The sequence below is a fragment of the Candidatus Hydrogenedentota bacterium genome (genome assembly GCA_013359265.1).
GTDB lineage: Bacteria > Hydrogenedentota > Hydrogenedentia > Hydrogenedentales > SLHB01 > JABWCD01.
In genome coordinates, this window is record JABWCD010000027.1 from 79687 (window position 1) to 94674 (window position 14988).

General features: G+C 61.3%; 12 protein-coding genes. 5 read left to right on the forward strand and 7 right to left on the reverse strand.

Translation table 11 applies throughout. From position 1 onward, the window contains the following. The first annotated feature begins 243 nt into the window (after positions 1-243). From HUU46_20600 to HUU46_20610, 3 genes are all read left to right on the forward strand, one after another. Complete coding sequence (locus tag HUU46_20600) at positions 244-1917, forward strand: AarF/ABC1/UbiB kinase family protein (protein NUM56047.1); 1674 nt, start codon at positions 244-246, stop codon at positions 1915-1917. Between the two features lie 23 nt (positions 1918-1940). Next, positions 1941-2813, forward strand: a complete 873-nt coding sequence (ispE, locus tag HUU46_20605; protein ID NUM56048.1) for a 4-(cytidine 5'-diphospho)-2-C-methyl-D-erythritol kinase — start codon at positions 1941-1943, stop codon at positions 2811-2813. A gap of 148 nt (positions 2814-2961) precedes the next feature. Continuing rightward, entirely contained in the window at positions 2962-4386 is a 1425-nt protein-coding gene (locus HUU46_20610) for an HDOD domain-containing protein (protein NUM56049.1), read from the forward strand. Positions 4387-4766: 380 nt separating this feature from the next. Here the strand turns inward: HUU46_20610 and HUU46_20615 are convergent, their stop codons facing one another. The 6 genes from HUU46_20615 to HUU46_20640 all read right to left on the reverse strand — a co-directional run bounded on the left by HUU46_20615 (position 4767) and on the right by HUU46_20640 (position 12391). Continuing rightward, complete coding sequence (locus HUU46_20615; GenBank protein ID NUM56050.1) at positions 4767-5222, reverse strand: hypothetical protein; 456 nt, start codon at positions 5220-5222, stop codon at positions 4767-4769. Beyond that, positions 5212-6297 carry a hypothetical protein gene (locus tag HUU46_20620; protein ID NUM56051.1) on the reverse strand — a complete coding sequence of 362 codons (1086 nt, stop codon included), beginning with the start codon at positions 6295-6297 and terminating at the stop codon, positions 5212-5214. The genes HUU46_20615 and HUU46_20620 overlap by 11 nt, the downstream gene beginning before the upstream one ends. Before the next feature lie 79 nt (positions 6298-6376). Further along, positions 6377-9838, reverse strand: coding sequence for a DUF1553 domain-containing protein (locus HUU46_20625; GenBank protein ID NUM56052.1), 3462 nt, complete (start codon positions 9836-9838; stop codon positions 6377-6379). A gap of 27 nt (positions 9839-9865) precedes the next feature. Next, positions 9866-11305 (reverse strand): DUF1501 domain-containing protein, encoded by a 1440-nt coding sequence (locus HUU46_20630; protein NUM56053.1) that lies wholly within the window; start codon positions 11303-11305, stop codon positions 9866-9868. Positions 11306-11475: 170 nt separating this feature from the next. Continuing rightward, a complete protein-coding gene (locus HUU46_20635) occupies positions 11476-11880 on the reverse strand; it encodes a hypothetical protein (protein NUM56054.1) in 405 nt (134 codons plus the stop codon). Positions 11881-11917: 37 nt separating this feature from the next. Next, positions 11918-12391, reverse strand: a complete 474-nt coding sequence (locus tag HUU46_20640; GenBank protein ID NUM56055.1) for a hypothetical protein — start codon at positions 12389-12391, stop codon at positions 11918-11920. A 213-nt stretch (positions 12392-12604) separates the two neighbouring features. Between HUU46_20640 and HUU46_20645 the strand changes: the two genes are divergently transcribed. Together HUU46_20645 and HUU46_20650 are read left to right on the forward strand one after the other, a co-directional pair. Further along, complete coding sequence (locus tag HUU46_20645; protein NUM56056.1) at positions 12605-13201, forward strand: acyltransferase; 597 nt, start codon at positions 12605-12607, stop codon at positions 13199-13201. A gap of 2 nt (positions 13202-13203) precedes the next feature. Next, complete coding sequence (locus HUU46_20650) at positions 13204-13917, forward strand: HAD family hydrolase (protein ID NUM56057.1); 714 nt, start codon at positions 13204-13206, stop codon at positions 13915-13917. 172 nt (positions 13918-14089) lie between these two features. Here the strand turns inward: HUU46_20650 and HUU46_20655 are convergent, their stop codons facing one another. Then, complete coding sequence (locus HUU46_20655; protein NUM56058.1) at positions 14090-14713, reverse strand: metallophosphoesterase family protein; 624 nt, start codon at positions 14711-14713, stop codon at positions 14090-14092. Positions 14714-14988: the final 275 nt, after the last annotated feature.

Consider the following 14988-nt stretch of genomic DNA (forward strand, 5'->3'; position numbering starts at 1 on the left):
GTATCCGGTTGTCCGTCACATCGTCCACATCGCGCGCGGAGCACTTTCCCTTCGCGTTGTTGTACACTGGCCTCTCCGGACCAAGTTCTCGGGCAGCAACATGATTACGACGCGAACAACGCCGTTTACGCCACGTCTGCAATCGAAGCAGGAGGACCAGCTTCGTCACATACGGACTGATCGAGTAATCCAAAATCCAAATTCCAGAATCCAAAATTTCTACGTCGTCGGCAGTCCCTCTCCATGATGTATTCGAGTCTGCCCAAACGCGTCGGCAACGCCGTCCGGCTCGCCGAGGTCGTCCAGATACTCGTGAAACACGGGTTCGCCGATCTCGTCCGGCGGATTGGCCTGCACGAAAGCATCCCGGCGCGGGCGCTGCGCAGGATGCACCTGATAGACGAAACCGCCGACATGCCTGAGACGATCGGCGCGCGGCTTCGGGCGGCACTCACCGAGTTGGGGCCCACTTTCGTGAAGTACGGACAAATCCTCAGCACGCGCCCTGACCTAATCGGCAACCAACTCTGCGCGGAATTGAGCCAACTTCAAGACCGTGTCGAGGCCCAACCGTTCGACGTCATGCGCCCGATCATCGAGGAGGAACTCGGCGGTCCCGTCGCCACGCGCTTTTCGGAGTTTAATGAAACCGCCGTCGCCTCCGCTTCGCTCAGCCAGGTATACCGTGCGCGCACGCATTCCGGACGCGAGGTCGCGGTTAAAGTGCAGCGCCCCGGCGTCCGTGCGAAGATTGTCTCCGACGTCAACCTCCTCTTTGGCATTGCCGAGTGGATCAAGGAACACGTTAAAGAGTTCGCATGGATGGACCCCGTCGGGATGATCGACGAGTTCGAACGTTCGATTCTCCGCGAATTGGATTTCACGATCGAGGCCCGCGTAATCCAACGCTTCCGCTCCATCTACACCGGAGACGACCGAATATTCATACCAAAGGTCGAAATGGACCTGTCAGGGCCGCGCGTACTCACCATGGACTGGATTGACGGCGTGCGCGTGGACGCCCTCAATAAGTACGCCGAGCGTAACTGTGACCCGCGCGAAGTGGCGATCATCGGGTGTCACGCGTCGTTCAGTCAGGTGTTCGAACACCACATCTTTCACGCCGATCCCCACCCCGGCAACTTCCTTGTTACGCGAAATAACCAAATAGCTTTTCTCGATTACGGCATGGTGGGCCACCTCGAACGCGCCGACGTGCACGCCATGGCGGACCTCTTGCGCGCCGTGTTCGATGAGGACGCCGTGCGCTGCGCGACCGCGCTGCTTGCGTTCACCAAGGGCGGCGACGTCGAAGACCCCACGGCGTTTGTGCACGAGATCGCCGCGTACCTCGCGTTCGAAGCACAGGCCATTGTCGGCCGGGCCGACGTCGGCCGCGCGCTCGAGCGCGTCACGCAAATCCTCCGCCGGCACCGCCTGCAACTCGCGCCGCGTTTCTCGATGCTGCTGAAGGCGATGGCCACCATCGAATCCACTGCGCGCGTGCTCGACCCCGATATCGACGTGACCCCCATCATGCGCCCATACGTGGAAAAGATCATCGCGAGCCGGTTCTCGCCCCAGCAACTCGCGCACGAAGGGCAAGAAACGATGTCCACCTTGTTGCGCATCGGGCGCCAATTGCCCTCGGACATTCACGATCTCATCCGCCAGGCACGCAAAGGCAAGTTCAAAGTCCAGCTTGACCACGAAGGCCTCGATCACCTCGCGCACGTCACCGATCGCGCCAGCAATCGGATCGCCTTCAGCGTCATCGCCGGGTCCCTCATCGTCGGGTCGAGCCTCCTCCTGGCGACCAACTTCGGCGCCCGCTCTCTTGGCTACACCGGATTCAGTATCGCCGGCGTGCTCGGCGTGATGCTGTTGATTTCCATCCTGCGGTCGAAGAACTATTGAGGCAGCCTGCCTTGACGTCGGCCATGATCCACGCGCGATCCTACGCCAAAATAAATCTCTACCTCGACGTCCTGCGCAAGCGCGCGGATAGATTCCACGATATCGAGACCGTATTCCAATCCGTCAGCCTGTGCGACGAACTCTCTATTACACCGACCGCCGGCGCACTTTCGTTAACCTGCACGAATTCCCAGCTCGATTGCGGCGCCACAAATCTGGTTCTGCGCGCGGCGATCGCGCTGCGCGAACGCACCGGCTGCAAGGCCGGCGCGAAGATGGTCCTCAATAAACGCATTCCCATTGCCGCCGGCCTTGCGGGCGGGTCCGGTAACGCCGCCGCCGCGCTCTTCGCCCTGAGCGAACTGTGGGGCCTTAAACTCCCGCACGGACAACTCGCCGAAATCGGCCTCACCCTCGGGTCCGACGTTCCCTACTGCCTTCGCGGCAGCACCGTTGCCGCAACGGGCCGCGGCGAAGTCATGCGCCCGCTCAAATCGCTCGTTGACGTCTGGTTCGTTCTCGTTCACCCCGACCTGCACGTCAGCACGCGGGATGTCTACTCGAGCCCACTCCTGAAAAAGAACCGCGAAAAACCCGTCGATGGATTTACACCGTCGTTTCGCCGGGCCCTGCAACGGTTGGAGGTGCGCAATTTCCCCGGTGCTTTGTTCAACCGGATGGAAGAACCCGTGTTCGCCATGCACCCCCAACTCGCGGACATCAAACGCGCGCTGCTCGGCGCGGGTTGCACCGCGGCCATTATGAGCGGCAGCGGTCCGACCATGTTCGGGTTGTGCGCGTCACAGGTGCAGGCACGTAACGTCGCCGCAAACCTCGCGCCGCTACGGACCACCGTCGCGACAACGGTGCCGCATGGTGTCGAATTGTCCCTCTAAACTCCGCGCATTGACAGCGATCCCCCGCGCCTCTAGAATGGTTTCCAGGATGATCGCGACAGGCCGCGCAGTGTTTACCCGCCTACGACTACGGGCACCCAAAAAACACGACACGCCCAGCCAACGCAGCAGATGAGGAACGCGATGTATGACGCCATCGACAGGTAGCACGCAGCCCGATCCGCGCAAGACCGCGCGCCCGCCGCAGAAATCGGGGGCCGTTAAAGGCCTTGACGCGGTCACGCGCCGGCGAATCGGCGAATTGCTGGTCGATGCCGGCCTCGTCGACATGAACCAGCTCAACGAAGGCCTCAACATCCAGCAGCAGCGCGGTACCAAAATCGTCGAGACGCTGATTACCCTCGGCTACCTCACCGCCGAAGCGTTCGTGCAATTCCTCGCCAAACAGCCCGGCATCGCGAGCATCGATCTTTCCAAGTACGAGATTCCGCGCGAACTCATCTCGCTTATTCCGCGCGAAATGGCGGTCAAGCACGAGCTCTTTCCAATCGATAAACTGGGCAAGCTCCTCACTGTGGGCATGGTATGCCCGCTCGACTCCGCGACCGTCAAGCAAATCGAGTCCACCACCGGCCTGCGCGTGAAGCCACTCCTGTGCGCGCCGAACGACATTCGCGCCGCGATTGAACGTTACTATCCCGCCCCGATTGCCGAGGCGGCGGAGCCTCCAAAGCCCGTCGAGCCCGCGGAGAACGTCAAGGGCCTCGCCACGTCGCTGCGTCTGTCCAACGTCGCCACAATGATCCGGCAAATCGATTCGCTGCCGGCGCTACCGGAAACCGTTCGCCGCGTGCAGGATGCCACTCTCGATCCCATGAGTTCGATCCGTGACGTCGCGGACATCATCGTCATGGACCCGCCCATCGCAGCAAAGGTGCTCAGCGTCGCAAACTCCGCCGCGTACGGGTTCGCCCAGCGCGTGGACGAAGTGTCGCTCGCAGTCTCCCTGCTCGGCCTGCGCGAAACTTACTCGATCGTCCTATCCGCCGCCGTCGTCAACGTCTTCGAGAAGACGCGCACGCTCGATTACCGCCAATTCTGGTTGGACGCCATGTGCTGCGCGGGCGCCACCCGCATCGTCACCAAGGCCGCCGGCCGCAAGCACATCCCCGGAGTCTTCAGCGGCGGTCTACTGCACGACATCGGACGTCTCGCACTGTCCGAAGCGGTACCGGATTTGTACACAAAAGTGCAGAAAGACCTGCAGGGCGCCGACCTTATGACCGCGGAAGAATCGGCGATCGGATTGTCGCACACCGAAGCCGGCTACGTGCTCGCCGACCACTGGGGACTGCCCATCGACATTGTCGAGCCTATTCGGTTCCACCACAAGCCCGAACTCGCGACCGGCGCAAAGGAAGCAACCGCGATCGTCGCCATTGCCGAAGTCATGGCGCGCACCCCAGGCGATAACGTGGAAGCCTGGCGCGCTGCAATCCAATCGCTCGAAGGCCCCATGCGCGAACTCGGAATGGATGTCGAAAACGCCGAGGCCATGTTCCAGGAGTACCACAACCTCCGCGAATCCTGCCTCCGCGAACCCATGTTTTAGAACAGTTACATCACTTGCGCAGGCGCACAATTGACTACTGTGCAAATAAGCGCGTCTAGCCGTCTTCTCGTGCCCGTGCTCGCAATCGTGCTCGTAACCGCAATCGATAGTCCGCGTTCGCCCTAAATGCCGTCCAACCTGTCTATCCCGTCCATTCCGTCCATGAATCTACATTCGTATCGGTGAACCCATACCCCATGATGACTCGTAATCGTTATCGGGTGTTTGGCTTCATAACCGACTGGTGCCCGCGCCCCCAGCTACGTGAATTCTTGAATTGCGCCAATCGCGCGTCGAGGAGAAAAAGAGGCTTGCAGAAGTTATTTTCTGCCCTGTGCGTTCTCTGCGTGACCTGATCGGGCGGAGCAAAAAGCAAACCCTCACGCCAGGCCCGCGTCATCCATCTTCTGCTGAAGATCACGGGCGCGCTTCAGGATCGCCTGTACTTCCATCGCCAGCTTCGGGTTGTTCTCGCCGCGCGCCTGGTTCATCGCCGCCTCGAGCGCGTTCAACATCGTGCCCATGTTCTGTTGCATGGCCTGCACCACTTCCGCTTTGCTCGGGATTCGCGCGGTCAGCATGACCACCGGCCCGGTCATCAATCCCGCGGCAGCTAATTCCTCCAACTCGTCTTCACCCAGCGCGCCCGATCCATGCGGATCGATCACCGTAAACAGTTCGTGCTTTCGCAAGAACCCCAATAACTCCGATTCGGTAATCCCCCCGCACTCTTCGTCCTCGCGCACGACGTTCAACAAATGCGCAATCGGCGCCAAGGGCTTTGGCGCATCACGCAGGTACGCGAGACAACGCTGTTCAATGGCTTCAAGGTTCATTCGGTTCGCCTTCAAGGTGATCGAGAATCGCGGACGCAGCCAGCGCGATCCCGTTGTCGTTCCAATGCCCGTCCTGTACATAATACAATGACGCGGGATCGGGATGTTCGCGGAAACTTTCCCGGAGATCGATGACCTCGATATCCGCCGGTCGCAGCGTGGCGAGCATCGCATCGTAAGCCCGCGATTCCGGGGTCGCAGCCCCGGTTGCCGTTTCCTTGCTGGGAATAATCACAAGAACGAAGCGCGCCCCTGCGTCGCGGGCGCGTATCGCGGCCGCGGCGATCGGTGTCGTTGTCAGATTGATAGTGTCTTGCGTAACCACGCGCGCGGAAGTTTGCGGGCCGCGCAGTTTTTCCTCCAACACACGGGCGAACGTATACCAGCCACGCGTGTAGGTCCGCGAAAACCGCTCGAACGCACCGTCGCCGATGGGTGGGCCGCACCAGGTGCCGGAGTGATAGGTAAACCAATCGATCCCGCTGACCTGCCAGTTCCTGAAGTCGATCGATTCCTGAAAGTCGTTTTCGAAGATTCCGTAGACCACCACGCGAGGCTTCAGCGGCAATGCCCACGAATCGAGAATTGTCGTGTACTGGGGCGGGCATTGCCGGTGAATGGCAAGGCTGTAATACGAAAGGCCGGCCTCCTTGAATCGCTCGTGAAATTCGCCCGCCGCCATCTCCATGAACGAATCCCCCAAACCGGCGGCATCGACCGTCCCGCGCTCCGCGCGCATCTCGATCGCTGCGGGCGAATTAATCACTCCAAACGAATCGGTCGAGAGCGGGGGAGTGGTCATGTCGTTGATGTCGAACCGAATGCTTCGTTCCGCCGATATGCTGGGTTGCCACTTGAACCCAATGACCGGGTCGAGCGTGAGGTACTGCTGCACAGCGCGCACTTCCGGGCGCGGGTTGTACAGCATGTGGCCGTATCGATGCCGGAACACAAACTCGGCGGGAATGGCGACAATCACAAGCGATACCGCGACAAGCGCGGCATTACCAAACAGCGATGAAATACGGCGCGGTGGTCGAGAATCCGGGGATGAGCCGTTACTGTGCGTCGACACAAGCAACGCCTATGGCAGTCCATTCGCGTCCATTTCGACCATGAATGTCCATCGTACGCGGCGCACGCGAAGCGCGCCCTTACCGGATGTACTGGAACTCCGGCGACGTAATCAGCGCCCACAGCGCGTCGCCCACCGCCGTCGTAGGCCCGCCAAGCGGCGCGCTCAACACGCCGGTTTTGTCCCAATACGCCGTGCCGCCCGCTTGCACAATCGATACTTCGCCGATGCCGCGGCGGTCGCGCCCAAGATTCACGAGGTATGCCGGCACTTCGAGCCTCACCCACTTGCCTGCCTCGGGCAACGCGCCCATCCCGCGGCGCGCGGGACCTTCCGCAATGTCCGTCTTCAAAACGTCGTCACCCCAGTACGCGCGGTGTTCCCACGAATCGCCGGATTTCCACTGCAACATGATCGCCTTCGGCGGATCGGTCGGATCAATGTACACGTACGCGTACAACACGTCGTCGGGATTGACGACGATTGCCTGCGGCAACGCGCCGAGGCTCTGCTCGACGACCGTTGGCGCGGAGGCCTCCGCCGGTTCAGCCGATACTACTTCGGGCGTGGCAGGCGGCGCAGTCTCGGCGACGGATTGCTCTTGCGCAAAGGCGACACCGCTTCCACTCTCGTCCGCCGCGAATGTAATCGCGCTCGCGCCGTCGAATGACGCCGTCTGCGTATTCGCAGGGTCAACGGTCTCGGTCTCGCTTATCGGGGCGTCGGCCCCTTCGGCGGGCGCGGGCGCTTCCTGGACCGGTGCGGGCGGCGCGGACAGTTTCCACGATGCGCCGCCGCTGAAGACGGGCGCATCGGGCCCGTTCACCGTCGCCCACGTCGCGGTGCTCGCGGTGCCTTCCGGCAACGTTTCGTCCGCCACCACGGATTCGACAATCGCCGGCGATGCGGGATCGACCGCCGCTCCGGCCACAAATTCGCTGCCCGCCGCGCGTTCCGAATCGTTCGACGCGCGGCCCAACACAGACCAGTAAAGATCGTCAACCACACCGTCGTATGCGCCCGCTTCGCGGCCACGCTGCGCCGCGGCAAACACAAACTCCCCGTCGTAGATGCGGTCGTGGTACTCGTCGCCGTTCAACAGTTCCAGCGTTTGCACGACGGCCGAATCCTCCGCGCGCGCCGTGCTTACCTCGTTGCGCGTTGCGGGCCGCCCGAGCGCGCGCGTCAACGGCGTCGATTCGTCGCTGCGATACACGCGCGTGCCGTCCTCGAGTTTCTCGCCCAGTGCAACCTTCACGCTGTCGAGCAGTTGTTCCGCGGTCATGCGGCGCAGGCGTGGCGACCGGAAATAGCGCGGCTCCGCCGGTTTGGCAACGTCGAAATGGTCCTCCAACGCGGCATTGTATTCGAGCTGATACGTGCGGCTCGTCAGAATCAACCGCATCGTATGCTTGATGTCATAGCCGTGCGCCATGAAATCGTACGCAAGCCACTCGAGCAATTCCGGGTGGCTGGCCGGCGTGTCTTCGCGGAAGTTGTCGGCGGGCTCGAAAAGGCCCATGCCAAGGAACCGCTTCCACAACCGGTTCACGATGGTCTTCGCAAAACGCGGATTGCACGGATCGATCAGCAATTGCGCGATACGCGCCGCGCGCTCATCCTCGGTCGTGGGCACGTCGGTAGGCATTCGCGGCAAATCGAATACGAATCCCGTCGGCACATACTCGTCCGTGTGCGCCTCGCACTTGATCAACTCCAGATCCTGGTCCGCGAAGTACCCCGCGAAGCTCAGAAACCGCCGCTGCGACCATTCCTTGTTGTCGAAATGGTTATGGCATGCCGCGCACTTCATCTGCGTGCCCAGAAACACCTGCGCCGTGTCCGCCGCGCTCTTGAGAATGCGCGTGTGGTCCTGACGCAATACAAACCGCGCGGGATGGTCGGGCATGTGTGGATCGAGCAGCTCAGCGACCATCACGTCGTACGCCTTGTTCTCCTTAAACGAATTGAAGATCCAGTCGCGGTAGTTCCCGCGCGTACCCACACCGCCCTGGTGGTTGCCGTTGCTGCACAACGCGTCTTCCCAGAACGGCGTCCAGTGCGCGGCGTACTCGTCGTTCCGCGCCAGCAGCGAGTCGATCAGTTTCGCGCGCTTGTCCTCGGCCGTGTCCTGCACAAACGCCTTCACCTCATCGGCCGTAGGTATCACGCCAATCACGTCGAGATACACGCGGCGCGCAAACGCCGAGTCATCGCAGACCGCACCCGTGAATGTTGGATCCACCTGCTGCCACTTCGCCGCGACGAACCTGTCAACGTCGTTATTCACGGGCGCGCCGGTCGCGGGCGGAGCTGGCGGTTGCGGAACGAGCCCCAGACGATACGCGCGCCGCTTCACCAGCAAGTCCTCTGGTCCGCCGCTGAACAGCAATTCGTCGATCGACGGCGCGCTTGTCGTTGAGGCCGCCGGGGCCGCGTCCGCGGGCGTAGTCTCAGGCGCTTCATTTGCCGGCGCGGCTGGCTCGGGCGTCGTTTCGGGGACGGGCGCTTCAGCTTCGGGGGCGCTCGTCGGCACTGACTCTTCCGGCTTTGCTTCCGCTTCGGGCAGCTCCCCGCTTGGTGCAGTCTCTACGGTGGGCGCAGCCGCGGGCGCTGCGCCGGACGAATCGTCAAAGGCGCCAGCGGCAATCCACTGACGGATCACGTGCAACTGGTCTTCCGTCAGCGGGTCTTCGCCTTTCGGCATCTGGGGCTGCATCGCCCCGCGAATGTACTTGACCAGAGACCCTTCGTCCGGTTTGCCCGGTACCACACCAACGCCACCCTTCTTCCCGCCTTCCGCCATCGCAAGTACCGAAGTGGTATCGAAGTCGCCCCGCATCTTCTCCGGATTATGGCACTCGTCACAATTCTCCTCGAGAATGGGCCGGACATCTTTCGTAAAACTGATCGCCTTTGCCGCTTCAATGTCGATGGCGCGCGCCGGAGGCACCAAATCGTCCGCGGGAGGATCGAGCGTGGCGGGCGCCCGATCGGTGGGCGCTGGCTCCGCAGTTGCCGGTGCGGTTTGCTCGTCTGGTGCGGGTTGTGCCGTGAGTTCGCCCATTGCCGGCGTGCCGACGCCATGCTGATATACGAGCATGCCGCCGAAATGGCCGAGAATCGCCACCCATACCGCCAGCACGATCGCCGCAAGCATGCCGATGCCGACAAACAATTGCCGAATAACGCGGACCGGAATCGCGCTCAAGGCCAGCAGCAACGTCACGCCGGCCGCGAACAACCACACCTTTTCGCCCATCTCTTCGTGCTGGCCGACAAGGTCCCATACTTCCTTCGCCACACGGTGATCGTTTGGAATCCGATCCATCGCGCCGTGGCCGGTTACGAGCGCCGCGTACGAAATCACCGCGGTGATCGCATAGAATCCGACGGTAAACCACCGCAACGCCTCGGTCTTCTGCTGCGAAATCGCCAGGTAATAAATCAGCGGAACGCCCAGCAGCACGAATACGATCGGCAAATGGACCACCGCCGCGTGCAGCATCGACGAATTGGAGAATGCTTCGAACAAACTCATGATCGCTCCTGTACTCCGAACTTCCCGTTACGCGATCAGCGTATCGATCGGCTTGCCCTTGCCCAGTTCCGTGACGTACACGGGCCGCCCTTCCGTCACGTAATACACGTCCGGCGCCACCCCAAGCAGGTGGTAGATCGTCGCGTACGCGTCAATCAGTTTCGTCGCGCCCTCGGTCGGCAGCATGGGATGAAGATCCGCCGTCTTCCCATGAATGGCGCCGCCCCTGATGCCCCCGCCGAAAAACAGCATGCAGTTGCAACTGCTGAAGTGTCCATGGAATCCGTACATCTTCTCGTTTTCGATGACGAGGTTTTCGCCCGTGGATTTTTCCGTGAAGCCCTCGGCTTCCTGCCCGGCGGACGGCTTGTCCGCAATCGTGCGCCCGAACTCGGTGCCGATAACGACCAGTGTGCGCTCGAGCAACCCGCGTTCGTCGAGTTCCTTTATCAACCGGCCGATGGGCCTGTCGATGTACTGCTTCATCGTCACCATCCGCGATTGCCCGTCCTCGTGCATGTCGAAGCCCTTGAACGGCGCATATTGATATTCGACTTCGACGTAGCGCGCACCCGTTTCAACCAGTCGCCGTGCGAGCAGGCAGCTCCATCCGAACCGGTGACCCACGTCGTAAGCATTCAGCGTCTCTTCGCTTTCCTCTTGCCGGAAGTTGAACGCCTTCTTCACCGGCGAGTCCATCATCGCGCGCGCGTCTTCCATCACCCGCATGTAGTCCTTCACCGCGTTCGCGTCGCGCAATTCCTGCGCAGACATCCCGGCTACGGACTGCAGATACGCCTGCCGCCGGTCGAGCCGGTCCGGGTGCATTCCCGCGACCGCGTTCAGCGTCTTCAATCCTTCCGCCGGTTCCGGAATCATGAACGGGGCATGGCCCACGCCGAGGAAACCGGGGCCCATGTATTCGTTAATGAACAGGTACTCTTCGTTGCTCGTGTTGATGTCGCGTCCGATGTCGATGTAGGCGGGCACGTTCTTGTCGCGGCGCCCGAGCGTGCGCGACACCATCGCCCCGAGGCTCGGCGCCTTGAACCCGGCAGGGAAGAGATAGCCGGTCTTCGCGTAGTACTGCGCCTTCAGATGCACCGCGCCGAACTTCGTCTCGTTCGTCAGCGTGCGCAGAATCGCACCTTTGTGCATCATTGCCGCGACGTTCCCGAGGCCCTCGCCCAGCATGATGCCATCGGCGGACGTGGAAATGCTCTTGCAGGTACCGCGAATATCGCTTCCCTTCATGCCCGCGGCGTATGGCGTGAACTGCTTCGGATCCCACGTGTCGGTCTGGGCGACACCGCCCGGCAGCCAAATATAGATGATGGAATCGGCTTTCGCCGCCGGCATTCCGCTGGCCCGCAGGCCCTCCTCGCCCTCCTGTGCGCCTGCAAATGGGAGTAGACTCGTCCCGGCGCACGCCGCCACGCCAGCCTTAAGGAATTCACGTCGACGCATAGCTTGCCCCTCCGTTGAATCCGCCATCGTCCCCCCAATCCAGAAAGCGGAAAACAGCAAAAACCGGCGCTAACTATAGCACAACCTGCCGCTCTGGTGAACTCGCGGAATGCGCCGCAAGGCTTTGAAAAACGCCGTGATACGACGGGTGCCGGCCCGGGAAGCCCCCGTCAGTACTCGTGGTCCGGCTCGGGCACGCTCGGCGGCTTCGAAAACCAGGCCCGTTGCTCGTATGCAATTCCCGCGAAGGACGACGCAAGAGTCGCCGCGACAACGACCGCAATCGCATAAACCGCGGATCGACTCAAGGCGATTCGGCGCGACGCGGCCCGAGTCCGAAGGCCAATCGCCGCCGCACCGGAAACGACGGCCGCTGCGAGCAGCGCCGTCCCCGTACGGCCATACCACCCCATGGCCGGTCCGGATGCCGGTTCGCTCGGCATCCGCCACACTCGCTCCATCGGATAGAACCTCGGCGACGGCGGGTTCCACATAAACACCGCGCAAAACACCGCCGCCGCAACAGCGGTCGTCAACAACACAAATGCGGGATTTCCGCTCGATTCAGTCTTCATCGCCACCGTTCGTCACGTCTTGGGATTCCATTCATGCTCAAATGGACTTCAACGTCCCCAAATACCAGCCCGCCCACGCGTTATACGCGAGCACTCCGAGCACACACGCCGTAAAAATTATGCAGGCAACGATGTATGGACGATGTTCGTTGTTTCCAAAATCGATGCTGCGCGCGAGCATCCATACGCCGATCGCGGGAATGAGCGCGATCGACGCGCCCAGCTCCTTGATCTCGAACAAACCTGTCGCCCACGGAATCGCCGCATCCAGAAAATCATGCCGCACGCGAATCCGAAATGTCGGGTAGACCAGTCCGCCCAATACGAACGCAACCGAATAGGATATGGCGAGAATTCTCGCGTGCAATTGCGCCTGCGAAAAATACACGCCATTGAGCGCGCGCCAGAACCGCGTCAGCAAATGCACTGAACTCGCCAGCGCCACAATCGCCGCCGCCAGATGAAAGAAGAGCAGCACTTTGCTGATTGGTTCGAGTGGAATGGATTCCATATGCGGCCCGCTGGGTCTGTCTAAACAAGAAAGCGAGAGCGTACCATGCTCGTAGTGTCGTGTGCACAGTCTGCCACCGGCAATAACGGCCCGCCAGATTTCGCAACGCGTGCATGTGTCATGCGAATCATCGAGCACATCCGCGTCGCATTTCCCCCGGCGTGGCCGCGCCTGCTAAAATAGTTTTCCGCAATCAAGGAGAATCCCCGGCGTATGAATGGAATCACACGCGCATACCGCAACTTTGTCCATTCGCGAAAATTTGCCAAACTCGGCAAGGGCTGCCGGTTTATCGGGCGCGACCTCACGGTCGAGGGCCACGTCGAACTCGGCGACTACTGCCGCGTGCGCGACGACGTAAAACTCCGCGCCGGCGAGGGCGCGAAGATCGTGATCGGTAACCGCTGTCTTCTCAGTTGGAATGCCATCGTCGAATGCGGCGAATTGATCGAGATTCACGACATGGTCGGACTCGGCGAGTTCTCCCGCGTGCGCGACGGCACGCACCTCATCTACGGCACCGAAGCGAACTGGCGCTACGTGCCGAACTACTACCGGCCGGTCGTTATCGAAGAAGGCGCGTGGATCGGCAGCGGCGCCTACGTCTCAAAAGGCGTGCATATCGGCAAAGGCGCCGTCATCGGCGTTGGCGCGATGGTCACGAAAGACGTCCCGCCCTTCGAGATTTGGGTCGGTTCGCCCGCGCGTTTTCTCCGCCATCGCACGCGCGACCTCCCCGAGGAATTGCAGAAGCTCGCGGACGATCTCATCGCCAAACACGGCATCAAAGAAGACCGCCGGGAGTTCTAGCCGTGCCGGTTCGCGCAATCACCTTCGATTTTTGGCGTACACTCTTCAGCGACCAGCGAGACCCCGCCGAGCGTCGGCGAATTCGCATCAATGCAGTCTGCCGCGTGACCGGCGCCGCCCCCGAAGCCGTGCGCGACGCACTGCTAACCTCTGAGCGGGAGTTCCTCGAACACCACATTCAATACCAGGTGACGCTCGGCCCCATGGATGCCGTTCGTATTGTCGCGCGAGAGCTCGACGTTTCCATCCCCGGCCACGTTGCGCACGAACTCGCGGGCGTCTTTGGCGCCGCGATTCTCGAATACCCGCCGAGCCCTATCGCCGGTGGACTCGATGCCGTGCGCGCCGCATCTGCGCGCGTTCCCATTGGCATCATCTCCGACGCAGGAATCAGCCCGGGAAGGTCATTGCGCACAATCCTTGATCGCAATGGGTATACGCGGCACTTCCGGCACATGGCGTTCTCCGACGAAGTCGGCGTCGCGAAGCCGCAAGCGCTGATGTTTGAAAGCACCGCGAAGGCGCTCGGCGTGGCGGTGTCAGAACTGCTTCACATCGGCGATCTGGAAGGCACGGATGTTCGTGGCGCGAAAGCCGTAGGCGCCAGCGCGGGCCTCTTTGTCGGCGATCACGACCGCTACCGCAACACCACCACCGCCGACCACATCTTCGAGAATTGGGCACACTTCATAGAATTGTTGCCGTCGCTCTCCTAGAGAATTTCAAGGTCGACCGCACCGCGTGCTCGTGCTCGTGACCCGTCATCGTATTCGCACTCGATACTCGAAAGGATCGAGTACGATGACGGGTCACGAGCACGAAGCAGACGGTGTTCTCAAAATGAATCGCTCCAGATTCGTGGGCCCATTGCTCTCTTTACTCCCATTCTCAACACCCAACGCGCACAAGCTCCCCAATAGCCGGCACTCCATCCGTATCGATCACCGCGAATGCTGCGCGTCCCATCACCGCATCCACTCGTCCCGGATTCACGAACAGCGTCGTATCGATTTCCCGCACAAACGCTTCGACGTCCGATCCACAAACGATTACGTCGCAATTCGCCGCTTCCCTCTGTCGCCGGAAGACCTCGAGCGAATCGTCCGCGTGCAGCGCATTGCCCTGGCTTGTCACGCTGCCGTGGCAAAGACATATAGTCTTCCCTTCAAACGAAAGTGTCAGGCGATGCGGCAATGCGCGTAGATACTCGACGTTCTCGCTCGCCAACGATTCGTGCGCGCAGACGATCGCCTCGAATGCAGCCTCCGTCAAGCGCTTCCGAAGCGAGTCGGCCTTGCGCAGTGCGCGCACAACGAACCGATCGAATTCGCCCTGCACGCAGGTGACGCGCCGCTCGCGCAGCCGTTCAATCACGCGGTTTCCATCACTGTCCCCCACCGCAAGGTTTCCCGTGCACAACACGGTGTGGATACCCCGATCATCGATCTCGGCCAGCGCAGAGTCGAGCGCGGCGACGTTTCCCGCCGCACCCCCAAGTACCGCTACGAGCATCGAATTGTTCCACGCATCGACTTCTTCCCCACGCGCGGCGCCGCCGCGAAGCGCGATTCTAGGCCCTGTTTACAGGGCGATCAAGCAATATGCAACGCGTTTCGACACAACGATTTGCGCGCAATTCGGCATGCGGTCGAATGCTCCCTGGGCGAATACCCCTGTAAATACAGGGCGATTCGGAGGTCAATTTCATTTTAGCCCCGAAAATAGGGCTTGACAAAAGCCCCGTTACTTTGTAGATCAAGCGTCGGGCCGGGTGGGCTCCCAGCCAC

Bases quoted from the DNA above. Each gene is read 5' to 3' on its own strand.
- HUU46_20600 (NUM56047.1), top strand. From the start codon at position 244: ATGATGTATTCGAGTCTGCCCAAACGCGTCGGCAACGCCGTCCGGCTC.
- ispE (NUM56048.1), top strand. From the start codon at position 1,941: ATGATCCACGCGCGATCCTACGCCAAAATAAATCTCTACCTCGACGTC.
- HUU46_20610 (NUM56049.1), top strand. From the start codon at position 2,962: ATGACGCCATCGACAGGTAGCACGCAGCCCGATCCGCGCAAGACCGCG.
- HUU46_20615 (NUM56050.1), bottom strand. From the start codon at position 5,222: ATGAACCTTGAAGCCATTGAACAGCGTTGTCTCGCGTACCTGCGTGAT.
- HUU46_20625 (NUM56052.1), bottom strand. From the start codon at position 9,838: ATGAGTTTGTTCGAAGCATTCTCCAATTCGTCGATGCTGCACGCGGCG.
- HUU46_20630 (NUM56053.1), bottom strand. From the start codon at position 11,305: ATGCGTCGACGTGAATTCCTTAAGGCTGGCGTGGCGGCGTGCGCCGGG.
- HUU46_20635 (NUM56054.1), bottom strand. From the start codon at position 11,880: ATGAAGACTGAATCGAGCGGAAATCCCGCATTTGTGTTGTTGACGACC.
- HUU46_20640 (NUM56055.1), bottom strand. From the start codon at position 12,391: ATGGAATCCATTCCACTCGAACCAATCAGCAAAGTGCTGCTCTTCTTT.
- HUU46_20645 (NUM56056.1), top strand. From the start codon at position 12,605: ATGAATGGAATCACACGCGCATACCGCAACTTTGTCCATTCGCGAAAA.
- HUU46_20655 (NUM56058.1), bottom strand. From the start codon at position 14,713: ATGCTCGTAGCGGTACTTGGGGGTGCGGCGGGAAACGTCGCCGCGCTC.